Source organism: Bacillus sp. CBEL-1 (genome assembly GCF_004348885.1).
GTDB classification, from domain to species: domain Bacteria; phylum Bacillota; class Bacilli; order Bacillales; family Bacillaceae_H; genus Priestia; species Priestia aryabhattai_A.
Genome location: NZ_SBIM01000003.1, coordinates 510,592 through 535,138, shown reverse-complemented (window position 1 = coordinate 535,138; position 24,547 = coordinate 510,592). Strand labels below are relative to the sequence as shown.

Sequence of the window (24,547 nt, the reverse complement as noted above, 5' to 3'; positions counted from 1 at the left end):
ATCTCCTTTTATATTTTTGTCAGCTTCAAAATTTTAAACTGTAAAAACGTTAATAGCCCGATAATCAGCATGAAAATAACTGATACCGCTGAAGCATAGCCAAATCTGAAATTAATAAAGGCTTCGTGATATAAAAAGGTAGATAGAATTTCAGTTGCGTTTGAAGGTCCACCGTTGGTCATAGCCAAGATTAAATCAAACGCTTTAAAACTTTGAATAGTTGTATAAGCCACAACCATAATGGTCGCTGGTGCTAGAAGTGGCCACGTAATACGTTTAAAAACCTGCCATTTTGAAGCACCATCAATACTCGCTGCTTCAAATAACTCTTTAGGAATAGCTTGAATCCCTGCCACAAAGATGATGAGCATTTGCCCGGTATGTGCCCAAAACTGTACAAATGCCAAGCTGAAAATGGCTATTTTTCCGTTACCTAACCATGACTGTGTTAAATTTGCTAAGCCAATTTTAGTCAAGAATAAATTAAGGCCACCTATGTTGGGGTCGTACATAAAATTCCATGTGAATGCGATTGAAACAGACGAAATAATAGTAGGTACAAAAAATAGAGCACGATAGAATGTGTTTAAGCGTGACTTTTTATAAAGAAGTAAAGCTAGACATAAGCTTAAAGCTGTTTGGAAAATAAGCACAGTAAGCGTGAATTTCAGGTTTGTTGAAATAGATTGTTTAAAAATAGCATCCCGCGAAAATAGTTCAATGAAATGATCAATTCCTATAAATGAAAAAGAAGTAGACAAGCCGTTCCAGTCCGTTGTACTTAAGAACAAAGCGGCTATTGTTGGAAAAACAAAAAATATGCTATAAAGAGCGGCACCTGGAAGAATGAATAACCAAATACCTAGTTTTGAAATACGAAGATAAGAAAGAACAGAAGCAGAGAAAGAGGGTGCTTTCTCTGTTTCTGTCGCCAATGATATGTTATTGTGCAATGACACGATCAACCTCTCCTTGTGCTTTTTTAGCTGCTTCTGTAGGGCTAACTCCCGATAAAACATCCTGTACAGACGTTTCTACAGCCTTAGTAACTCGTTCATTTAAAATGGTAAAGCGAGGCTGGAATACAGTTTTCTTTTCAGTCCACTTTGCGCTTTCTTCTAGCTCAGGAGACTCATAGCTTACATCCTTTGTAGTTAAAAGCTGTCCAGTTGCGTTAGCATATTCCGATGCAATCTCAGGTTCAGCTAGAAAAGCTAGAAATGTTTCTGCAGCTTCTTTGTGTTTTGATTTTTCAGCAATTCCAAGCAAAAATGTAGTGGTATGAACACCTTCATAAACTGCATCTTTTTCATCAACAGTAATTGGAGCGAGTAATCCTTGATTAATTTTAGGGTTTTGCTGTTTGACAGTGGCCATCATGTAAGATCCTTGTGCAAGCATCGCACCTTTTTCTTGAGCAAAAAGCGCCGCAGCACTTTCTTTTTTTGTACCTAGAGCATCTTTTTGGAAATACCCTTTATCATTTAGTTCTTTAATCTGAGAAAGTGTTTTTACGTACCAATCATCCGTTAGCTTGCGCTTACCTAGTTCAACTTCATGAAGCGCATTTTCAGTCGGTTGGTTGTTCATAATCATTGGATTAATAAATTGAGATGGACTCACATCACCAGAGAATAAAATCGGCGTGTAGCCATTTTTCTTTAGCGTTTCTGAAACCGTTAAAAATTCATCCCAGTTTTTAGGGACCTCTAAGTTTAATTTGTTGAAAATATCTTTATTGTACACAGGAATATTGTAAACAAGTTGATAAGGAAGGGCATATTGGTCGTTTTCTACTTTTCCAACTTGAATTAACTTTTCATCAAAAGATGACAATAGCTTTTCATCTGTTAGCTTTGCAAACCCTGAAGCTTTTTGGATGGTATTAAACTGGCTACCTGGAAAGCTTGCGAAAACATCAATTCCTTCTCCAGATAATAAAGAGCCCTGAATTTGTGACTGATAAGAGTCAGAAGGAAATATAGTCATATCTACTTTTATAGTTGGATTTTCCTTTTCAAACTTTGCAATAATTTCATTAAACGCTTTTGTATCTTCTCCACGCCAGTGAGTAAAGTTAATAGTAACTTGATCGGCTTTTCCTGATGATTCACTGCTTTTACTGCACCCTGCAATTAAGATAGAGAGTGTTAAAAATAGCATTAATAGTTTTTTCATAAAATAAGTCTCCTTTTTGTAAGGTTAATTTTCAGTTATCTCAATTCGGACACTTGAGTCTGAATCAAAAAAGTGCGCGTGAGTAAGTAATAAGGTAATGTGAATATCTTGGCCTGTCTGCAGCGTATAATCTGCAGGAACTTTCACAGTTAATTGCTGCTCATTTACCTCGGTATATACAATGTAATCAGCTCCTAAAAGCTCAGCTACTGCAATCTGTGTACGGATAGAATGAGCTTCTGCTTTCATGCTGATTGTTACATGTTCAGGACGGATACCGAGGATTACTGTTTGATTGTTGTAGCCTTGCTTATGTAGCTGAGCAGCTTGATAAGGTAAAAGTGGGAGAACATATTCACCAAACACAAACTGTTCATTTTTTATAATTCCTTTAATAAAGTTCATGCCAGGAGCTCCAATGAAGCTTGCTACAAATAGGTTAGCTGGTTGTGTATAGACTTGCTTAGGCGTACCCACTTGCTGGATTTTTCCATCTTTCATTACGACTAGACGAGTTCCCATTGTCATGGCTTCTGTTTGGTCGTGAGTGACGTAAATAACGGTTGCCTTTAGGGCCTTGTGAAGCTTGGTTATTTCCGCTCTCATTTGTACACGAAGCTTAGCATCCAAGTTTGATAATGGTTCGTCCATCAAAAATAACTGAGGCTGACGAACAATCGCTCTGCCTAGAGCGACACGTTGGCGTTGACCACCAGACAGCGCTCGAGGTTTTCGATCTAAATAATCTTCTAAGCCTAATATTTTAGCTGCGTGCACCACCCGCTCATGAATGTCACCTTTTGGAAACTTTCTAATTTGCAGGCTGAACGCGATGTTATCATATACTGTCATATGCGGATATAAAGCATAGTTTTGAAACACCATTGCAATATCCCGTTCTTTTGAAGGCAGGTCATTTGCTTGCTTGCCACCAATGAAAAGAGCGCCTTCAGATATGGATTCAAGGCCAGCAATCATACGAAGGGTTGTCGATTTTCCACAGCCTGAGGGTCCGACAAACACGATAAACTCTTCATCTTCCACTTTAAGATTAAAATCTTCAACAGCATTTAATGATGGAGAATAGCGTTTGTAAATATGTTCGAGTTGTAAAGTAGTCATCTGCATCTCCTTTTCAGAAGCTTTTATTTTGAAAAAAATAAAAGCTTCTAACAGTCCATTAAGAAAAAGGTTTCCTAAGGACTATTAGAAGCTTTCGGTTGACCGGTAAGCATTCTTAATAAGTTTTAATTTTCAAATTTATATGTATTTTAAAGTCTATTATTCTTATCTGTCAAGTGTGTTTTTTAAAATAACCTTTTTCTATGAATAAACGAACAGAGTTCTGTATACAATAATCTTATAACTGTTTTTATAGAGAGAAGGAGAGTGTTTGAGATGGTCCGACCAAACGAGCATTTTTTAATAATTCGTCAAGCATTAGAAAATAGCTATCAGCATATGCAGCAAGGAGGAGAACTTTCTCCAGACCTTATGAATCAATTTGAACAGGCTAAAGCTGAATATGAAGCTGCTTTAAACTTTATTTCATCCACGGACTCGTGTTTTCGCCCACTTTCTTAATGCAAGTAGCTCTTATATATGATATTAATACCTTAAGCTCTGCTTTTGCAGAGCTTTTTATTGTTTACGTTCCTATAATAATAGATATTGACAATCCTTTCTCAATACTAGATAATTAAGTTTTGCTTGAGTTAGTTATTTACGGTTGAAAAATGAATAAATTTACCTTTTGAAAGGTTTATATTTACATAGTTAAAGGAGTCATTAATCAATGATGAGAGAGCGATTGCCTTTTACAATTGGACGAGATGAGAATTTTTTTGATAAGTTGAATGAATGGATTGGAGACGTGTTTTACGATCACCTTCCAGATGCAGGTCTAGAGCTTCGAGATGAGCAAATCTTTATGGCCTTTCAAATTGAACGGGCGCTTAAAGAAAAAAATGTTATCTTTGCAGAAGCTGGGGTAGGTACGGGGAAGACGATTGTTTATCTTTTATATGCAATTTGCTATGCGCGCTATGTTGGCAAGCCTGCTATCATTGCCTGTGCAGATGAAACATTAATTGAACAGCTTGTAAAGGCAGAGGGAGATATTGCAAAGCTATCAAAGATCCTGGATATTAACATGGATGTTCGCCTTGCAAAATCGCAAGATCAGTACCTGTGCTTAAAGAAGCTAGATGCAGTTACAAGCCGAACAGATAATGAAAACATTGAAGAAATCTATGACACATTACCTGATTTTGTACATGACCATAGCGGCATGCAGTCGTTTTATCATTATGGAGATCGTAAAGAGTATCCGCACCTAACGGATGAAGAATGGCAGCAGATTAACTGGGATTCTTTCCAAGATTGTTCATCCTGTGATCAGCGCCACCGATGTGGTTTAACTTTATCACGTGAACACTATCGCAAAGCGACGGATTTAATTATTTGCTCTCATGACTTTTATATGGAGCATATTTGGACAGTTGAAGCTCGTAAACGTGAAGGCCAGCTACCACTCTTACCAGAAAGTAGCTGCGTTGTGTTTGATGAAGGACACTTGCTTGAATTTGCAGCGCAAAAAGCTTTAACGTACCGAATTAAAGAAGATACGCTTGAGAACTTGTTAACGCGTTTATTAGAAAATGATGTGCGTGAAGAATTAGCACTGAAAATTGAGCATACGATTGATGTGTATTCACTATTTTTCGATGCGCTTAGTGAGGCAAGTCAAGATATTGTTGGATCTAATCGTAAGCAAATTGAGCGTACAAGCCGTGTGCAAAAGGTTGGAAAAGAACTACTTGGCCTTTTAGAACATATTGGAAACGAACTTGTTTTTGAAAGTGAAACTTATACGGTTGATGAATATACGCTCCGCATTGTCGATGAGTATTTAGATCAAATTGACTATTCAATGCGTCTATTTATGGAGAATGAAAATGCAATTTACTGGCTTGAAGAAAAAGATTGGCAGCTAACGCTTGTTATTATGCCACAGGCTGTTAAAGACGTATTAAAAGAGCGCGTGTTCTCTAAGAAGATTCCATATATCTTTACGTCAGCCACGCTTTCAGATAACTCATCATTTGACTATTTGGCATATAGTTTAGGAATCGGAAAACCTTTATCATTTTCAGTAGAGTCTCCGTTTGATTATGAAGAAAAGATGGAGATTACCTGTAAAACGGTAGCAGCCGGAAGCGAAGCGTTTGCTGAAAAATATGCTTATGCATTGAAACAGCTTAAAAGAACAAATGGACGAGCGCTGCTACTATTTAATACACGTGAAGAGTTAGCACTATTTAAAGAAGCATCTAAAGAGCTAAGCGAATATACGTTTTTATTTGAAGGAGATCAAGAAATTAGTAAGTTAGTTTCTCAATTTCAGCGTGAAGAAGAAACAATCTTATGTGCGGTTCATCTTTGGGAAGGTCTTGATATTCCAGGTCCGTCACTTTCAAATGTTATTTTATGGTCACTTCCATATCCGCCAAATGATCCGGTATTTGAAGCTAAGCGAAAACAGGTTGCTGATGCGTTTTGGGATGCGGATATGCCTTATATGCTGCTTCGTTTAAAGCAAGGTGTGGGACGATTAATTCGTTCGCATGAAGATGAAGGCTTGATTACTATTTTCATGCCGGAGAATACGGATGATAAAGTGCAAGCGATTATTGAAAAGAATTTACCTACAGCGATAAAAGTTCGCGCTTAATGATATGAGGATAGTTTGTCTTATACAGACGGCTATCCTTTTTTGTTTAAAACCTTTAAACTAAAAGCAGAGAATCAAATGATTCTCGACTATATGAAACAAGTGTATAGTAGGTTAGTAAGTAAAAAGGGGAGGGTTTTTGATGAACGAAAATATTCAGCTTGTAGAGCAAGATTTTCATGAATTCATGAAAAAAATTAAAAGTTATCATGAAGCGATGGGTGTGATGTATTGGGATCTACGTACAGGTGCACCGAAAAAAGGAGTGGAGCAGCGTTCTGAAGTAATTGGCATGCTGTCTTCAGAAGCGTTTAAGCTATCTGTTTCTAATGAAATGGCTTCATTCATTCAACAGTTGACTGCTGATACCGCTCAACATTACATATCTGATACGACAAAGAAAGCGGTAAAAGAGTGTCAAAAAGAATACGAGCTTAATAAAAAAATTCCCGCTGACGAGTATAAAGAATACGTTGTTTTAACTTCTAAAGCTGAATCTGTGTGGGAAGAAGCAAAAAATAAAGCAGATTTTCAAATGTTTCAACCGTATTTAGAGAAAATCGTAGCGTTTAACCAAAAATTTGTAGAATATTGGGGATACGAAGGTAATAAATATAACCGCTTATTGGACCTTTTTGAACCAGGGATGACGGTGGAAATCTTAGATGATGTGTTTGGTCAGCTCCGCAATCGAATTGTTCCACTTGTCCAAAAGATTGCAGATTCATCTAATAAGCCAGAAACAGCCTTTTTATATAAGTCTTTTCCAAAAGATAAGCAGCGTGAATTCAGCTTAGCGATTTTAAAAGAGCTTGGCTATGATTTTGAAGCTGGTCGTTTAGACGAAACGGTTCATCCATTTGCAACGGGCTTAAATCCAGGAGATGTAAGAATTACAACTAAATATGACGAAAAGGACTTTCGAACAGCAATCTTTGGTACCATTCATGAATGCGGCCATGCTTTATACGAACAAAACATTTCAGAAGATCTAATTGGCACAGTGCTTTGTGAAGGTACATCAATGGGCATTCATGAGTCCCAATCGCTCTTTTATGAGAAGTTTGTGGGCAAAAACTTTTCATTTTGGAAGCGCAACTACGATGTAATTAAAAAGTATTCAAGCGGTCAGTTTGAGAACGTATCATTAGAAGATTTCTATCGAGCAATTAATCAGTCACAGCCTTCATTGATTCGTATTGAAGCGGACGAATTAACGTACCCACTTCACATTATGATTCGCTATGAAATTGAAAAAGGCTTAATAAACGGTGACATTGAAGTAAAGGACCTTCCTGAGATTTGGAATGATAAATATGAAGAATACTTAGGTGTTCGCCCAAATCACGATGGAGAAGGTGTGCTTCAAGATGTACACTGGGCAGGTGGAAGCTTTGGGTATTTCCCTTCTTATGCGCTTGGTTATATGTATGCCGCTCAGTTTAAAAACGCTATGCTAAAAGACTTACCAGATTATGATGAGCTGTTAGAGACCGGTGATGTTAAAGCAATTACAAACTGGTTAACGTATCACATTCATCAGTATGGAAAAGCGAAAAAGCCGTTAGAAATCTTGCATGATGTAACGGGAGAAGGTTTAAACGTCAATTATTTAATTGATTATTTAGAAAAAAAATACACAAAAGTATACTCTCTTTAATAGAAAAGACGAAGAAGATAAGAGTGATCTTATCTTCTTTTGTGATTTTTACGAACGTTTTTAGAAATTTTAATATAAAATGTTCGATAAAAGGTTTTCAAACATGCAGAATATTGGTATACTAAACACAACTCAATAACGCACTCATATAATGACGAGAATATGGCTCGTAAGTTTCTACCAAACCACCGTAAATGGTTTGACTATGAGTGAGCGGTGAAACTTTTGGCTTTCGTCTGATAGGTTAGCTCAAAAACATTGCTCTACTCATACGTGGGTGTAGCTTTGTTTTTGAGCTTTTTATTGTGAAAAAGAAGTTGGAGGAATTATAAGATGAAAGCATTACAAGAAAAGATTTTAACAGACGGTATCGTATTATCAGATACGGTTTTAAAAGTTGATACGTTTTTAAATCACCAGATGGATCCAATTCTTATGAAAGAAATTGGAGAAGAGTTTGGACAGCGATTTGAACAAGAAGGTATTACAAAGATTTTAACCATTGAATCATCTGGTATTGCTCCAGCAATTATGGCAGCACTGAAGCTTAATGTAGAAATGGTATTTGCTCGCAAGCGTAAATCACTGACGCTACAAGAAGGGTTAATTACATCAAAAGTATATTCCTTTACTAAAAAAGAAGAAAACGAAATTTCCGTTGCTGAAAAGTTTATTTTACCAACTGATCGCGTATTAATTATTGACGATTTTTTGGCAAATGGACAGGCTGCACTTGGCTTAATGGATATTGTTAAAAAAGCTGGTGCTGATGTAGGAGGCGTAGGGATCGTTATTGAAAAAGCTTTTCAAGATGGCGGTCGCTTAGTTCGTGAAACAGGTGTGAAGGTTGAGTCACTGGCACGCATCGAATCACTAAAAGGCGGACAGGTTACGTTTGTTCCTACGAAGCAAGGAGTGACATCTTAAAATGAAAAATGGAAAAGTTTTGTCATTAGGGTTACAGCATGTTCTAGCGATGTATGGTGGAGCAATTGTCGTGCCTTTAATCGTGGGCGGTGCAATTGGATTAACGCAGCAGCAGCTGACTTATTTGGTCGCAATTGACTTGTTCATGTGTGGGATTGCTACGCTTCTACAGGTTTGGAAAAATCGCTTCTTCGGTATTGGTTTGCCCGTTGTACTGGGATGTACATTTACTGCTGTGGGTCCAATGATTCAAATAGGAAGTTCATATGGCGTTTCGAGCATATATGGTTCAATAATTGTTGCAGGACTTATGGTTGTTATTTTATCAAAATACCTTGGCAAGCTTGTCCGTTTTTTCCCGCCGCTTGTCACTGGTTCCGTTGTTACGATTATTGGAATTACGCTTATTCCTGTAGCCATGAAGGACTTGGCTGGCGGAGAAGGAAGCGCGGATTTTGGAAGCTTAAGTAACTTAACACTTGGGTTTGGGGTACTCTTACTTATTATTTTATTATATCGCTTTACAAAAGGGTTTATGAGATCAGTGTCTGTATTGGCAGGTTTGATTGCTGGAACCATTGCGGCATCGTTTATGGGGAAAGTAGACTTTTCAGGCGTTCGTGATGAAGCATGGGTTCACGTTCCGCACTTTTTTTATTTTGGAATGCCTACGTTTGACGTGACGGCTATTTTAACAATGTTTTTAGTGCTGTTAGTGGGGATTGTTGAATCGACAGGTGTATACTTCGCCGTTAGTGATATTTGTAAAGAAGAAGTAACAGAAAAAGATTTAGCTGGCGGATATCGTGCAGAAGGATTAGCTATCACCCTTGGCGGCTTATTTAATGCATTTCCTTATACGGCTTATTCTCAAAATGTAGGGTTACTTCAGCTTTCCGGTGTTCGCACTAAAAACGTAGTGTTTGCAGCAAGCGGAATCCTAATTGTTCTTGGGCTTATTCCAAAAATTGCTGCGATTACAACCGTAATCCCAAGCCCTGTATTAGGGGGGGCAATGGTGGCGATGTTCGGAATGGTTATCTCATCGGGTATTAAAATTTTAAGCGAAGTGGATTTACAAAAGCAAGAAAATCTGCTGATTATTGCATGCTCTATTGGAATGGGCCTCGGTGTAACAGTCGTACCAGACTTATTTGCACAGCTTCCAGAAGGGATTCAAATCTTAACTGGAAATGGAATTGTAGCAGGTAGCTTTACGGCTATTATTTTAAATATTGTCTTCAACGTACTGGCGGTTTCAAAAGTAAGAAATCGAGAAGTATCCGTACAAAAAGAAATGCTAACAAAATAAAAGTAGAAAGCTCTTAATGCTTGTATTAGACAAGCATTAAGAGCTTTTTTATTTAATAATTTGAATATTTCTATTTATTTTACTTTATGTAAACCATTTGCAAAGTACAAAAGGATATGCAAAAATAAATTTTCCTAAAAGGGTTTACAGGTATAAACGCTCTGGGTATAACAGAAATGCAGTGGTCTGCTTATTAGACAACATGCAAAAATAAACATTTCCAATGGTAAAGTAGAAAATTAAACAAACAATAAGAAAAAGTGATTATTGAATGGTTAGAGGAGCTGATATAGATGATTACAGCAGAAAAAGATACGGTAAAATTTGTAGCAAAGGATGGGCGTGAAGTCACAATACGTCCAGCAGAACCCCGTGATGCAAGAGAGATTACAACAGCTGTAGAAGAAATTATTAAAGCAGGAGAGTTTATTCAAAAAGACGCGCCAAATACAGTAGAAGAAGAACAGAAGTTTATTGAGAGCGTACCAAAGCAAGGGCATATGTACGTTGTCGCGGAAGTAGAAGGTGAAGTTGTTGGGATTGCGCGCGTTCTTCGCGGTGAAATTCGAATGAAGCGTCATAGTGGACTTTTCCGTACGTGGTTAGTTTCAAAAGTACAAGGTATGGGAATTGGTAAACAGTTAATGGACTATACGTTAAAATGGTGCAAAGAAAATGACATGCACAAGCTATCGTTAACGGTATTTGCCTCTAATGAAGTGGCCTATAAATTGTACGAAAAAGTTGGCTTTAAGACAGAAGGAGTTATGAAAGAGCAAGCTTATATTAATGAGGAGTACGTGGACGAAATATATATGTCTGTATTCTTTTAAATAAATAAAAAAACCAAAAATTTCATGTTCAATACTAAGGAAAATACGTTATACTAAACGTGTGCGCAACAAATAAAACTTCTTCAAAACGAGGCTTTTCCATATCTTATGGAAAAGCTTTTTTATTTTTTATCGAGAATAAATTTCTAAAAAATTACAGATGGTATACATAACGAATTAAAGAGGTGAGAACGATGCCTAAAATTATGTCAACTGGATTTTGTATACCTCCATATGAGCTGAAGCAATCCGATACTGCACAGTTTGCAAAGGATCTATTTGCCGAAGCGTTTCGAGACATTAATCGCTTGTTAACGGTATTTGAAAATGGTCAAATTGAAACAAGGCACTTTGCTAAAGGGATGAAGTGGTTTCAAGAAGACCACACGTTTGAAGAGAAAAATAATGCATTTATTGAGTGTGCAATTGAACTTGGCGTAAAAGCTGTTGAAAATTGCTTGACGAATTCAGCTTACCTTTCTGGGAATGTCCCCTATGAAGAAATTGATGCAATCTTTTACATTTCTACTAGCGGGCTTGCAACACCGAGTATTGAAGCCAGGATTATGAACGAGCTTCCCTTTTCACCTCACACGAAGCGTATTCCAATTTGGGGCCTTGGCTGTGCAGGAGGAGCTTCAGGTGTATCAAGAGCACATGAGTATTGCTTAGCGTTTCCAAAAGCAAAGGTAATTGTGCTTTCAATTGAGCTTTGTAGCCTGACGTTTCAGCGTAATGATCGTTCAAAAAGCAATCTGATTGGTACATCTCTATTTGCTGACGGAGTAGCAGCTGCTTTAATTGCAGGAGATGAATCGGATATGACCGCTTCAAAATTAGACACGCTGCCAGCAACATTACATACTCAGTCTACTCTAATGCCAGATTCTAAGGATGTTATGGGCTGGGATATTCGAAACGACGGTTTATATGTTATTTTTTCAAAAGACATTCCAACGATTATTGATTCTTGGCTGGGGGATCAAGTCCAAACATTTCTAGCGAGTCATAATTTAACGACGCAAGACTTGCGACATTTCGTAGCACATCCTGGTGGGAAGAAGGTATTAGAAGCTTATCTATCTACGCTTTCACTTGAAGACTCAATGATTGACCACTCTCTTCATGTGTTAAAACATCATGGGAACATGTCATCAGCAACCGTTTTGTACGTATTGGATCGATTCATGAAAGAAAAAATTCCAAGCGGAGAATACGGCGTCTTAACAGCGCTTGGACCAGGTTTTAGCTCGGAGCTCGTTTTACTTCAGTGGAGGGAATAACATGTTTATTTATACCATTTTTGCATTGATTATTTTACAACGTTTAGGAGAACTTATAATTGCAAAGCGTAACGAGGCCTGGATGAAGCAAAATGGTGGATATGAAGCAGGAAGCAACCATTATAAATGGATGGTATCCATGCATGCTGCTTTTTTTGTAGCGTTGCTTGTAGAAATGCAGCTTGTAGACTATTCTTTTTCATCTTCTTTTTGGGTATTTGCGACTTTATTTCTAATGGTGCAACTGGGAAGAGTATGGGCTATCGCCTCATTAGGGAAGTATTGGAATACTAAAATTATTGTAATGCCCAAAGCTCCCGTTGTATTAAAGGGACCTTACAGATACATCAAGCATCCAAACTATACGATTGTCACGCTGGAATTTCTTTTAATTCCGCTTTTATTTCAAGCGTATCTAACGCTTATTGTATTTAGTTTATTAAACATGTGGATGCTTTCGGTTCGTATTCCAAAAGAAGAAGAAGCGCTGAAGCTCTATACAGACTACGAGGTAGCCATGGATGGAAAGCTACGTTTTATGCCACAGTTAAAAAAATCAGAAAACTAATTGAAAATGATTATCTTTCGTGATAGACTGTAAGTAGCTGATAAAGATTATCAATTTCATCAATAAGAAACGGTGGTGGACATAATGGTTAGTCTTTTTGTAATTGGAACGTTCGTAACGTGTACGGGTATGGCAACGTATGTCATGAAAAATATTGAAAAAGCACAGCGTGTATAAAATTGCTGTTGTGCAAGCATAGATAAAAACTGCCAAGTATTTGGCAGTTTTTTTGGTTTGAAAAAACGAAAAATAAATTCCTACTTGACATATAGGGTAACTGCAAATAATATATAATATAAATTGTTTCAAAATTCAAACTAGTATCTATCAGTCTACTGAAGAAACTTGTCTGCTGCACGAGTACATTCAATTGTGGTGATATAAATAGCTTAGAGTGCGTGTGCGATCTATCTTTTACATGCGAATAGGTCTACAAAATTTGTGTGCCGATCAGACACCTGAAGGCTGCTTTCCTTTTTAGTTTAAAAAGGGAGCAGTCTTTTTGTATTTTTTAAAAAAGGGGAGTAAAACATGAGAAAAAAATTTTTGAAATCTTTAATGGCGGTAACAGCACTTTCGGTGATGCTAGCAGGGTGTGGAAATCAGACTTCTAGTAATTCGGAAGAAAGAGATAAGAAAACTGGAAGCAATGAGTCAAAGCAACCTGTGGAACTGTTAAACGTTTCGTATGACCCAACACGTGAGTTATATCAAGAGTTCAATGAAAAATTCGCTTCTCACTGGAAGAATAAAACAGGTCAAGACGTAACGATTCAGCAATCACATGGTGGATCAGGTAAGCAAGGTAGAGCAGTTATTGATGGCTTAGAAGCTGATGTTGTGACGCTTGCACTTGCATACGATATTGACGAAATTGCTGCTGCTCGTCAGCTGTTAAACGATGATTGGGAAAAGGAATTAGATGACAATTCTACACCATACACTTCAACTATTGTTTTCTTAGTTCGTAAAGGAAATCCAAAAGGAATTAAGGACTGGAGTGACTTAACGAAAAAAGGTACCTCTGTTATTACACCAAATCCCAAAACATCTGGGGGGGCAAGATGGAACTACCTCGCAGCTTGGGCGTATGCTAAGGAAAAATACAATGGCGATGAAAAGAAAATTGAATCATTTATGAGCGATTTGTACAAAAACGTTGAAGTATTAGATTCAGGTGCTCGAGGAGCTACTACAACCTTTGTTGAACGAGGTATAGGAGATGTTCTAATCGCGTGGGAAAATGAGGCTTATCTATCATTAAATGAACTTGGAGAAGATGAGTTTGAAATTGTTACGCCGTCTTTAAGTATTTTAGCAGAACCACCAGTAGCAGTTGTAGACAAAATTGCTGAGAAAAAAGGAACAACAGAAGTCGCAACGGAGTATTTAAATTATTTATATAGTGATGAAGGTCAAGAGATTGCAGCGAAGAATTATTATCGTCCAAGAAATGAAAAAGTACTAAAAAAACATAAAGATCAATTTCCGTCCTTAAACCTTGTGACAATTCAAGACTTTGGCGGGTGGAAGAAAGCACAAGAAACACATTTTAATGATGGAGGAACGTTTGATAAAATTTATCAACCAAAATAATAAATCGTAGCTGAGAAGATACATGTTTATTTGTATCTTCTCTCTATTTCTAAGAGCAGTTTCAGCAGAGAAAGCAGAGGTGTAGAGGGTGTTACAGGTTCAAAAAAAGAAAAATGTTATACCAGGATTCGGAATATCGCTAGGGTTCACAATGTTGTATGCCAGTATTTTGGTGTTATTTCCACTAGCGATGGTTTTTTTTAATACAGCTTCAATGGGGTGGGACGATTTTGTTCAAACAGTGACGGAAGCAAGAGTAGTAGCTTCGTATAAGCTTAGTTTCGGTGCTGCTCTGATAGCAGGGATTATCAATGTTATTTTTGGAACTATCATTGCATGGGTATTAGTGCGCTATCAGTTCCCAGGAAAACGAATAGTTGATGGATTAGTAGATTTGCCATTCGCATTACCAACGGCAGTAGCCGGCATAGCATTAACGACTCTTTATGTGCCAAGTGGTTTCATAGGACAGCTGTTTGACTTCAAAATTGCATTTACACCACTTGGGATTATCATTGCATTAACATTTATCGGTTTACCGTTTGTTGTTCGAATGGTCCAGCCTGTTTTAGAAAACTTTAATGGAGAAGTGGAAGAGGCTTCAGCTAGCTTAGGAGCAAGTCGTTTACACACATTTTCTAAAGTTATTTTCCCTGAACTCGTTCCAGCTATTTTAACAGGCTTTTCACTATCATTTGCAAGAGCGCTAGGAGAATATGGGTCGGTTGTTTTTATTGCTGGTAACATGCCAATGAAAACAGAAATTACACCTTTAATCATTATGACAAAGCTTGAGCAGTATGATTATGCAGGTGCGACGGCTATTGCAAGCGTAATGCTTGTTAGTTCATTTTTAATTTTATTCAGCATAAACGTTATTCAATGGATTACTCATCGGAAATTTTTGCATAACTAGGAGGTAGTAAAGGTGGGAGGACAGGTTTCAATTCAAATATCTAAAGGGATAGCTAATCAATCACAAACAAGCTTGCAAGAGCCTAAAGCGGTTCGGTGGATACTAATATGTCTTGCTTTAACGTTTCTAGCATTGTTTTTAATACTACCGCTTATTACAATTTTTATCACAGCATTTCAAAAAGGGTGGCAGGTCTATGTAGCCGCTATTACACATCCAGATGCATTAGCTGCAATTAAATTGACGCTCATTGTTGTACTTATTACGGTCCCAATTAACGCAGTCTTTGGGGTGATAGCAGCATGGGCTATTACAAAGTTTAATTTTCGAGGAAAAAATATCTTAATTACAATCATTGATTTACCTTTTGCCGTATCTCCAGTTATTGCTGGACTCATCTTTATTTTATTATTTGGTGCGCAGGGGTTATTTGGTGAATGGTTATTTTATCATGACATAAAGGTTGTATTTGCGCTTCCAGGTATCATTTTAGCTACTCTATTTGTTACGTTCCCGTTTATCGCTAAAGAGCTAATTCCGCTTATGCAAGCACAAGGAACAGCGGAAGAAGAAGCATCTTTAACTTTGGGAGCGGGTGGGTTTAAGACATTTTATCTTGTTACGTTACCCAACATTAAATGGGGATTACTGTATGGCATTATTTTATGTAATGCTCGAGCGATTGGAGAGTTTGGAGCGGTGTCGGTTGTATCTGGTCATATCAGGGGGATGACAAACACAATGCCTCTTCATATTGAAATTCTATACAATGAATATCAATTTTCAGCTGCATTTGCAGTAGCATCGCTCATGTCTATACTCGCAATTATTACACTAGTTGTGAAAAATATTATTGAATGGAAAGCAAGTCATGCCTAATAACAAAAGGAGTTTAGATAATGGGAATTGAGATTAAAAATGTATCTAAATCATTTGGGACATTTAAAGCCCTTGAAGATATCAGTATCAACATCAAAACAGGAGAACTAATTGCACTGCTCGGACCATCAGGTTCTGGAAAGACCTCGTTACTTCGTATCATAGCGGGCCTTGAAAACTTAGATGAAGGAGCAATTTTATTTGATGGAAATCATATTACGCATATTAATCCTAAAGAGCGAAATGTTGGATTTGTATTTCAACACTATGCGTTATTTCGACACATGACAGTTGCTGAAAATGTGGCATACGGCTTAAAGGTACGCCCTAAAAAAGTAAGACCTTCAAAGCAAATAATTAACGAAAAGGTAAGAGAACTTTTGCAACTTGTCAAATTAGAAGGTTTTGGAGACAGGTATCCATCTCAACTATCAGGCGGGCAGAGGCAGCGTGTAGCATTAGCTCGTGCTTTGGCAGTAGAACCAAAAGTTCTGCTTCTTGACGAACCTTTTGGAGCATTGGATGCTAAAGTACGAAAAGACTTAAGGCGATGGCTCCGCAAGCTGCACGATAACTTCCATGTAACGAGTATTTTTGTTACTCACGACCAAGAGGAGGCTCTAGATGTAGCGGATCGCGTGGTGGTGATGAATAACGGGAAAATCGAGCAAATTGGCAGCCCCGAAGAAGTTTATGATTATCCAAACAGTCCGTTTGTTTATAACTTTTTAGGCAGCGTTAACTTGTTTAGAGGACGTATTAATAGAGGTAAATTAATACAAGGTGATTTCGAATTGGAAGTCCCAGAATATATGAACTGTGATGCAAAGCAAGCGGTAGGATATGTACGTCCTCATGATCTTGAAATTGAAAACGAAAAGGTCAGTGAAGATACGGTTTTAGCAACTATTAGTCATATTCACATGGTAGGGCCGATTGTTCAAGTTGAATTAAAGCGTGAAGGGTTTGACGAATTTTTAGAAGCTGAAATTTCGAAAGAACGCTTTAGGTTCTTACAACTTAGTATAGGTAAACAGGTTTATATTCGTCCCAAACAGCTCAAAGTCTTTATACCAGAAGATTATTCAATTTGAGTTATAGTTTATTTGTCACTAGCCATCTTTCAAGTTTAATTTGAGAGGTGGCTAGTGTTCTTTTAGTCGCATAGTACGTAGCTTACTAATGAGCAAGCGGAAAATTCAGTTTTTTATAGGAAAACGCTTTAAAATCAAGTAAAATGAAAAGAGGAATAAGTAGCAGAAATGGAGTATGTGCACGATTGTAAGTGCCTAACAAAAGGAGTCGAAAGGGATGTCTCAAGTAAGCGTTCAGCATCAAAAGTATAAAACTCTACAATCCTCTCTTTATTATTTACATGAGGCTTTTATAAATGCTGGAGATGAAAAGCAAGCAGAAAAAATTATTCAGTTGTTAAGAAAACAAGAAAAAGAAGAATTTGTTATTGCATTTTGCGGTCATTTTTCAGCAGGGAAGTCGAGTATGATTAATGAGCTCATGGGGCAAACAATTTTGCCTGCAAGCCCAATTCCGACAAGTGCTAACTTGGTGTCTGTTAAGGCTGGTGAAGAGCATGCAACCGTTTATTACCGAAAAGAAAAGCCAGTACGTTATGAAGCACCATACGAGTATGAACAAATTAAATCATTTTGTGTTGATGGTGACGAAGTAGAGTCTATCCATCTCTCGATTGAAACGAAAGCAATTCCAAAAGGAATCGTTGTTATGGATACACCTGGAATTGATTCGACCGATGATGCTCATCGTGTATCAACCGAGTCTGCTCTTCATCTTGCGGACGTTATTTTTTACGTAATGGATTATAACCACGTACAGGCAGAGCTCAATTTCCACTTTACAAAAGAGTTACAGGATGCCAATAAAGATTTGTTCTTAATTATTAACCAAGTTGATAAGCACCGAGACGATCAGCTTACTTTCCAAGAATTTAAAGAGTCTGTAGAAGAGGCGTTTTTAAAATGGAATGTACGACCAAAAGGGATTTTCTATACGTCTTTAAAAGATAAGCAATCCTCTTATAATGAATTAGCTGTTTTAAAGAAGCATCTGCACACAATGATGGAGAAAAAAGAAAATCGAGATCAACATATTATGGATTCCATGAAAATGGTAGTAGAAGATCACATGCAGTTTGCAGAAAGCAGTGAAGAAGAAAGTCTTCTTGAATATGATGATATTCGTTCACAGCTTCGTCCAAATGAATATCAAATTGCAAAGGAAGAAGCAACCGAGCTTATAGCGAAGAAAGAACTGATCTTACATAAACGCACAGCTTTTTATACGACGTATCAAAATGAAACAGCTAAAATTATGAACAATGCGAATTTAGCTCCTTATGAGATGCGAGAGAAAGCAAAGGCATTTTTAGAAACAACCAAGCCAGACTTTAAAGTAGGGGTATGGTTTACAAAAAAGAAAACAGAAGAAGAAAAAAAAGAACGGCTAACAGCTTTTTATGAAGATGTGAAAGAGCGTGTTCAAACAGAGCTGCAGTGGCACTTGCAGCAGTATATGCAGCAGCTCATTCAAGATGAAGAGCTCGTAGATTCTTCTCTATTGGCTAGCATTCAACAGTTTGAAGTACCGTTTGAGCCACATGACTTAGTGGATGCTGTGAAGACAGGGGCAACTATTAACGGTGAGTACGTCCTTACTTATACAAAAGATGTAGTAGATGCGATTAAGAAAAATACCAATCGTATTCTGTCTGAACTGTATACAGAAATTGAACAAGTAAAGAAAGAAGAAGAAGAACGACTTCTGCAAAATATTGAACAGTCGTTAGTGAAAGAACAACGAATTATTGAGGGCTATGAGCAAGTTCAAAGATCTGCGCAGCATCTTCAAGCCTTGCGACAAGATTTAACACACAAGCTAAATATCTTAAGACCTCTTGAACCATTGGAAATGGTAAAACTGTTAGACTTATTACAAGAAGAAATCGAAGTAGGAACAATGGTTGAGGTAAAAGCACCTCCAGCTACAGGTAAATCAGAACAAGTTGTTGCTGTAGAGGAAGACATTCAGTCAAAAACCAAAGTCGATGCAGTTATTCGAGATATTGATGAGTCGACAAAGGTGCTTTCTACATTCAAACAGCTTGAAAAGTTTATTGGCCGCTTAAAGGAAAAACGTCATAAGCTTGCAAACCAAACGTTCACAGTAGCACTATTTGGAGCTTTTAGCGCTGGAAAGTCGTCTTTTGCTAATGCGTTAATTGGTGAAAAAGTATTGCCTGTGTCACCGAACCCTACAACGGCAACAATTAACAAAATTATGCCTCCTACAAAGGACTATCCTCATCGGACAGTGGTAGTTCTTATGAAAACGATGGATCAACTGTTAGCTGATATTAACAGTTCTCTAGAGTTGTTTAAACATACTATTTCAGACGTAGAAGAGCTAAGTGAATTATTGCCAAAATTAACTGTGAAAGAAGAAAACCAGCTGCATTTCTCATTTCTACAAGCGGTGATAAAAGGCTATGAGGATGTTAAGAACGTAATGGGTTCTGAAGTGACGGTTACGATTAAAGAATTTGAGGCATACGTAGCTAAAGAAGAGAAAGCTTGTTTCGTACAGCATATTAACCTGTACTATGATTGTGAGCTGACGCAGCTGGGAATTACGCTTGTTGATACACCAGGTGCTGATTCCATTAATGCTCGCCATACGGGCGTTGCGTTTGAATATATTAAAAATGCTGATGCTATCTTGTTCGTTACGTACTATAACCATGCGTTTTCAAAAGCAGACCGCGAATTTTTAATTCAGCTTGGTCGTGTAAAAGATGTATTTACACTAGATAAGATGTTCTTTTTACTCAATGCAGCAGATCTAGCTCAGTCTGATGAAGAGCTAACCCTTGTACAAAATTATGTAAAAACACAGCTTGAAGAGTATGGTATTCGCTTTCCACGTCTCTATCCAATTTCAAGCTTACAGGCGTTAACAAATCGTAATGATACGATGTTTAAAGCTTTTCAAAAGCCATTTTATCATTTCATTACAGATGAGCTAACTCAGCTAGCAGTTGCATCCGTTTATGAAGAATTCAATCAAGCACTTGCCGTGATGAATGAAATTAAAGGTGTTCAAACAAAATCTGCGGTTGAAAAACAGCGCTATTTGCAATCTCTTCACATTAAAGATCAACAAATTTCTGCCAAGGTTTCAGAAATGACATTTACGTATGAAGAACAGCAGCTAGAAAGGGAAAGGGATGAGCTTCTCTTCTATGTCAAGAAGCGTGTTTTACAGCGCTATGATGATTTCTTTAAGGAGTCGTTTAACCCAGCAACGCTTAGAGACGATAAAGGAAATAAGAAAGAACAGTTGGCGGCATGTCTTAATCAGCTTTTACAAGCAGTTGCATTTGATGTTACCCAAGAAATTCAAGCGACAACGCTACGTTTAGAAACGTATATCCAACGCTTAACAAAAGAGTGGAATCAAACGAATATGAGGCAGCTACAACGCTATGAACCAACGTTTCACCCTGCCCTTCCAGATATTCATGTAGAAAGTGGCAGTACGATGGTTAGTCGCTGTTTGTTTGAAAATCTCGAACTATTTCAGAAGGACTTAGCTCTTTATAAAAACAGCAAAAGCTTTTTTGAAAAAAATGAAAAAGCTAAAATGCATGAAGCTTTAAAAGCTAAAATTGAGCCGCTGCTTGATGATTATGTGCGCAGCGAACAAGTAAAGCTCCAAAATCATTACAGTGAACAAATTCATGCATTTGTTTTAATGTATAAGCCGGCGCTTTTAGAAGAATGGTATGATTATTATAAACAGCTTCAAACAGCGGTTAATGCAGATTTTCCAATTGAAGCGCTAAATCATACAATTGGTACACTCAATGATATCGTGGTAGCTCATCAAACTGAAAGGACATAAGATGAACGATCATATAGAAGAGATACTGAATTCAATTGAAAAACAACATAATGTCACGATTTTGTTTGCGTGTGAAGCAGGGAGCAGGGCGTATGAGCTACATACGCCTTCTAGTGATTATGATGTACGATTTATTTATAAATATGAATACCCACGCTACCTTGAGCTATATCGACCTAAAGACGTCATTACAAGCATAGATAAACATTATGATATTCAAGGGTGGGACGTGTATAAAGCACTGCATCTTTTTACAAAATCAAATCCTTCTCTTTATGAATGGATACATTCATCAATTTACTATCGCAATGTGAAAGAGTTTCGCGAAAAGGTATGTCTTATGATGGAGAAACAGTATTCGCTAAAAGCGCTTGGATTTCATTATTTTAAACTTTTGCATCAAAATAGTAAAAGAAATCTGAAATCTTCTGTTACAATAGAGGATATAAAAGTTGTTCTTCATATGGCTAGAGCATATATGGCACTAACGCTTTTAATTCAAGATAAGAAATTACCGCCTACGTCGTTTTTTGAGCTTGTTAACGGCTTCAAAGATGATTCTTTAGTGTCGATAATGACAAAGCTTAGCGATGCTAAAAAACAGCTTGTACACTTAACAAGTAGTGAGGTAAAAGGAATAAAAGCCTTGCTTGAAACAAAGCTCCCTCATTTTAAAAGGGAGCTAAGTAACTTGCCCGATAAAGACCCTAGCCTCGAAGATATTAACTTATTCTTAGCACAACAGCTTACTACATAATGGAGGAACAAAAATGAGCGTACACAAAGCAATATCAGAGCATTCAAAGAAACAGCATGAACTTGTTAAAGCATTTGTCAGACTAGATACAATGCGTGAGCAAGCAATCGAAGCAGCGGTGCTTCTCTGTAAAGAAGGCAAAGAATTTTCAACGGATACAATTAATGCGGTGACGGCTCAAATTAATGAGCTTGCAAAAAATAATGGAATCGTACCAACACGTCAGTCTGTAACAAAAGAAATGGTTGCAGAATACGTTCAGCGTTTAAATAATTAAAAAAATGAGAGCTGCTTTCTAATGGCAGCTCTCATTTTTTATTGAATTGAAACAAGAGGGAAATTGCCCATTAGCTCCCGGTGTTACCTTATTTTTCGAAGTATTTGATTTCAAAACAGATCCATACTAATGAATGTACCAACAAGGTACAAACAAAGGAGGAGATTGTAATGGGACGTACAAAATCAGGTAATGCAAATGCGCAGCGTAATAACAATGCAAAACAAAAGCATAACACAGAATTTGCTTCTGAGTTTAAATCAAACCAAGCTCAAAAAGCGAAAGCTGCAAAGAAAGCAAACAGTGCACATGCTGAAGAATTTGCATCTGAATTCAATGTACAACAAAATCAAAACAATTCTTCTAACCAAAAGCTTAAAGCTTCTAAAAGTGCTAAAAACAACCAATATAACCAAGAATTTGGTTCTTATGCTGAGGTAGAATCAGCAAAGATGAATAATAAAGCACAAAAGAAAGCTTCTAAAAAAGCTTCTAAGAAAAACAATCACTAAGTCATAGTGAGCGTCGAAAATGCCAGAAACATTCATGATGCGAGTGAATGTTTCCGGCATTTTCTTTTTTACACAATAGTAAAAGAGGTGAGAATGTTGAACAAAGGTATTGGCTTGTCACTTTCTTCAATATTGTTAGCACAGGCATTAAAAATTCCTATTAAGAAATATCAAACAGGTGTATGGGACATATCCATGATAGGGGCATCGGGTGGAATGCCAAGTTCTCACTCTGCAGGGGTTTCTTCTCTGGCTACCTACGTCGGGTTAACCAAAGGTATTTCTAGCATTGAATTCGGAATTGCGACTGTGTTTGGAATTATTGTTATGTATGATGCACAAGGGATTCGAAGGCAAACTGGTGAAATTACCATTAAGGTAAATACGTTAGATGAAGAAATTGAAAAATTAGCCGGTCTTCCCGATAAAGGCTTTCATGACTTAACTGAACAGAAGCTTAAAGAGATGCTTGGACATCAGCCGGCAGAAGTGCTTGCAGGTGCCCTCCTAGGTGTCACTATAGGATTAGTTGGCTATTTGCTTGGTGAAAAGTAATGGTCAAATTTTTATAAATACGCTAAGATAAAGAGGGAACCTTTATAAAGGATGGGATCGGATCGTGACAAAATTGGTAAACTCCTTAGAAGAATACCTTCTTTATCTTGAGGAAAAAGGCTTTTCTTTAAAAGAAGATGCAAAGGGTTTTATTGCGTTTGGTCAGCAATATACAAAAATGCCGGACGAAATGGTTATTTTCTCGATTGAATGGACCTTAAAAATGCAAAAAGAATTCGATGGTAGTTTTTTTGTTGCGCTGCTAGAGCAACTTGCAGCACAAAAGGTAAAGACGAGAAAACAGGCGATGCAAGTGCTAAAACAGACCGGAATGATTTGAAGCAGGAGCTTATAGTCCTGCTTCTTTTTGATGAATAGCTTCTCTAGCAAGCTGGTCAGCTCCGCTATTTTCGCTGCTTGGAACCCACTTAATAAAAAATAAATCAATTTGTTTGGAGAGAGTTAACGCTTTTTCGAGGAGAGGAAGAAAAGCTTTATTTTTTACATATTCTCTGTTCATAGCTGTATCTACAATCTGCGAATCGGTTCGGAAAGAAACCATCGTATACTGCTTTTCTAAACAAAGCTCTAATGCTTTTATTAAAGCATGAAATTCAGCTTCATGATTATTCATCGCTTGCAAGGGAATAGAGTAACGGTGGTGTTCCCCGTTACCTTTTATAATAATTCCCGCGCCAGATGGACCGGGATTTCCCGCAGAGGCACCGTCAATGTATACTTCTATCATAGTGATCACTCCAATATAGCTTAGTTAATCAGATAAGTTGCAATTAAATCAACTCTATTGTACCATAAAAAAATTTAGTGCTAACTACAGTAAAATCGCGATAATAATTGTCATGAAAAGACAAGATGAGTGATAAAATACAAAAAAGTAGAAAAGTTTACGTGCGGTATTCAAAAATTGCCCATGAAAGGAACTGGAAAGATGAAATTTCAAATTGAATGGCACTACAAATCATCCAAACAAAAGCAACTGACGTTTTACTCTGATTTCACAGATGCAAACGAAGCGTTTATTATCATAGGCGACTTGGAAAGAACTGGGCGTACAAAGGAAATTTATTTGATTAGTGAAGATGGACAACGTTGGACTGTAAAAGAAGCCAAGAAGCTGTTTGAAGAAGTTCAAACGGAGCCTCATGATATCACAGTGTATTTTGATGGGGGCTTTCATCATGACCTGCAAGTCGCAGGTCTCGGTGCTGTTATTTACTTTACGCAAAACGGTTTCTCACAGCGCATTCGAGTTAATACGCAGCTTGAGCAAATTGAATCAAATAATGAATCGGAATATGCGGCTTTTTATTTTGCAGTACAGCAGCTAGAAGAAATGGGAGTTCATCATATTCAAGTGACCTTTAAAGGAGATTCACAAGTTGTGTTAAACCAGTTAGCAGGTGAATGGCCTTGCTTTGAAGAAACCTTTAATAAATATTTAGACCGCATTGAAGATAAGCTACAAGAATTAGGGATTAAACCAATTTATGAACCGATTTCACGTAAGGATAATGAAGAAGCCGACCAGCTTGCAACACAAGCCTTACAAGGAATTGCCATATCTAGTCGAAAACGAATATAGGTATTAATTGAAATGGAGAG

23 protein-coding genes and 1 riboswitch are annotated in these 24,547 nt (G+C 37.3%); of the genes, 19 read left to right on the top strand and 4 right to left on the bottom strand.

From position 1 onward, the window contains the following. Positions 1–8: 8 nt before the first annotated feature. The 3 genes from EPL02_RS02810 to EPL02_RS02800 are packed head-to-tail and all read right to left on the bottom strand — an operon-like array spanning position 9 to position 3,300. A complete protein-coding gene (locus EPL02_RS02810; RefSeq protein ID WP_131886946.1) occupies positions 9–959 on the bottom strand; it encodes a carbohydrate ABC transporter permease in 951 nt (316 codons plus the stop codon). Then, positions 943–2,178: an ABC transporter substrate-binding protein gene (locus EPL02_RS02805; protein ID WP_094909617.1), complete on the bottom strand. Its 1,236-nt coding sequence runs from the start codon at positions 2,176–2,178 to the stop codon at positions 943–945. The genes EPL02_RS02810 and EPL02_RS02805 overlap by 17 nt, the downstream gene beginning before the upstream one ends. 24 nt (positions 2,179–2,202) lie before the next feature. Continuing rightward, positions 2,203–3,300 (bottom strand): ABC transporter ATP-binding protein, encoded by a 1,098-nt coding sequence (locus EPL02_RS02800; protein WP_094909618.1) that lies wholly within the window; start codon positions 3,298–3,300, stop codon positions 2,203–2,205. A gap of 276 nt (positions 3,301–3,576) precedes the next feature. Here EPL02_RS02800 and EPL02_RS02795 point away from each other — a divergent pair, with 276 nt between their 5' ends. From EPL02_RS02795 to EPL02_RS02710, 18 genes are all read left to right on the top strand, one after another. Continuing rightward, positions 3,577–3,762, top strand: coding sequence for a hypothetical protein (locus EPL02_RS02795; RefSeq protein WP_094909619.1), 186 nt, complete (start codon positions 3,577–3,579; stop codon positions 3,760–3,762). Between the two features lie 211 nt (positions 3,763–3,973). Continuing rightward, positions 3,974–5,911, top strand: a complete 1,938-nt coding sequence (locus EPL02_RS02790) for an ATP-dependent DNA helicase (protein WP_131886945.1) — start codon at positions 3,974–3,976, stop codon at positions 5,909–5,911. A gap of 142 nt (positions 5,912–6,053) precedes the next feature. Beyond that, the gene (locus EPL02_RS02785; RefSeq protein WP_131886944.1) at positions 6,054–7,571 is read left to right on the top strand and encodes a carboxypeptidase M32; all 1,518 of its coding nucleotides are present in this window, start codon (positions 6,054–6,056) and stop codon (positions 7,569–7,571) included. Positions 7,572–7,695: 124 nt separating this feature from the next. Then, positions 7,696–7,797: riboswitch (purine riboswitch) on the top strand. Between the two features lie 107 nt (positions 7,798–7,904). After that, the gene (locus tag EPL02_RS02780; protein ID WP_094909622.1) at positions 7,905–8,498 is read left to right on the top strand and encodes a xanthine phosphoribosyltransferase; all 594 of its coding nucleotides are present in this window, start codon (positions 7,905–7,907) and stop codon (positions 8,496–8,498) included. Between the two features lies 1 nt (position 8,499). Then, entirely contained in the window at positions 8,500–9,810 is a 1,311-nt protein-coding gene (locus EPL02_RS02775; protein ID WP_094909623.1) for a nucleobase:cation symporter-2 family protein, read from the top strand. Between the two features lie 293 nt (positions 9,811–10,103). Then, entirely contained in the window at positions 10,104–10,643 is a 540-nt protein-coding gene (locus EPL02_RS02770; protein WP_131886943.1) for a GNAT family N-acetyltransferase, read from the top strand. Positions 10,644–10,837: 194 nt separating this feature from the next. Further along, a complete protein-coding gene (locus EPL02_RS02765) occupies positions 10,838–11,926 on the top strand; it encodes a type III polyketide synthase (protein ID WP_131886942.1) in 1,089 nt (362 codons plus the stop codon). A 1-nt stretch (position 11,927) separates the two neighbouring features. Beyond that, positions 11,928–12,494: an isoprenylcysteine carboxyl methyltransferase family protein gene (locus EPL02_RS02760; protein ID WP_094909626.1), complete on the top strand. Its 567-nt coding sequence runs from the start codon at positions 11,928–11,930 to the stop codon at positions 12,492–12,494. 531 nt (positions 12,495–13,025) lie between these two features. Then, positions 13,026–14,090, top strand: coding sequence for a sulfate ABC transporter substrate-binding protein (locus tag EPL02_RS02755; protein ID WP_131886941.1), 1,065 nt, complete (start codon positions 13,026–13,028; stop codon positions 14,088–14,090). A gap of 88 nt (positions 14,091–14,178) precedes the next feature. Beyond that, on the top strand, positions 14,179–15,006 hold the full coding sequence (cysT, locus tag EPL02_RS02750; protein WP_131886940.1) for a sulfate ABC transporter permease subunit CysT: 828 nt from the start codon (positions 14,179–14,181) through the stop codon (positions 15,004–15,006). A gap of 12 nt (positions 15,007–15,018) precedes the next feature. After that, positions 15,019–15,885 carry a sulfate ABC transporter permease subunit CysW gene (gene cysW, locus EPL02_RS02745; RefSeq protein WP_131886939.1) on the top strand — a complete coding sequence of 289 codons (867 nt, stop codon included), beginning with the start codon at positions 15,019–15,021 and terminating at the stop codon, positions 15,883–15,885. Positions 15,886–15,905: 20 nt separating this feature from the next. Then, complete coding sequence (locus tag EPL02_RS02740) at positions 15,906–16,979, top strand: sulfate/molybdate ABC transporter ATP-binding protein (protein WP_131886938.1); 1,074 nt, start codon at positions 15,906–15,908, stop codon at positions 16,977–16,979. 217 nt (positions 16,980–17,196) lie between these two features. Continuing rightward, on the top strand, positions 17,197–20,823 hold the full coding sequence (locus tag EPL02_RS02735) for a dynamin family protein (RefSeq protein WP_131886937.1): 3,627 nt from the start codon (positions 17,197–17,199) through the stop codon (positions 20,821–20,823). A gap of 1 nt (position 20,824) precedes the next feature. Further along, positions 20,825–21,580 (top strand): DNA polymerase beta superfamily protein, encoded by a 756-nt coding sequence (locus tag EPL02_RS02730; protein ID WP_094909628.1) that lies wholly within the window; start codon positions 20,825–20,827, stop codon positions 21,578–21,580. Between the two features lie 13 nt (positions 21,581–21,593). Continuing rightward, complete coding sequence (locus EPL02_RS02725; protein WP_094909629.1) at positions 21,594–21,857, top strand: YpbS family protein; 264 nt, start codon at positions 21,594–21,596, stop codon at positions 21,855–21,857. A gap of 170 nt (positions 21,858–22,027) precedes the next feature. After that, positions 22,028–22,369, top strand: coding sequence for a hypothetical protein (locus EPL02_RS02720; RefSeq protein WP_094909630.1), 342 nt, complete (start codon positions 22,028–22,030; stop codon positions 22,367–22,369). A gap of 96 nt (positions 22,370–22,465) precedes the next feature. After that, the gene (locus EPL02_RS02715) at positions 22,466–22,924 is read left to right on the top strand and encodes a divergent PAP2 family protein (RefSeq protein WP_094910143.1); all 459 of its coding nucleotides are present in this window, start codon (positions 22,466–22,468) and stop codon (positions 22,922–22,924) included. A gap of 64 nt (positions 22,925–22,988) precedes the next feature. Next, entirely contained in the window at positions 22,989–23,264 is a 276-nt protein-coding gene (locus EPL02_RS02710) for a DUF6123 family protein (protein ID WP_094909631.1), read from the top strand. Between the two features lie 9 nt (positions 23,265–23,273). Here the strand turns inward: EPL02_RS02710 and EPL02_RS02705 are convergent, their stop codons facing one another. Then, entirely contained in the window at positions 23,274–23,672 is a 399-nt protein-coding gene (locus EPL02_RS02705; protein ID WP_094909632.1) for an RNase H family protein, read from the bottom strand. A gap of 201 nt (positions 23,673–23,873) precedes the next feature. On the opposite strand from EPL02_RS02705, the gene EPL02_RS02700 reads away from it, so the two are divergent. Continuing rightward, positions 23,874–24,527 carry a ribonuclease H family protein gene (locus tag EPL02_RS02700; RefSeq protein WP_094909633.1) on the top strand — a complete coding sequence of 218 codons (654 nt, stop codon included), beginning with the start codon at positions 23,874–23,876 and terminating at the stop codon, positions 24,525–24,527. Positions 24,528–24,547 lie beyond the last annotated feature (20 nt).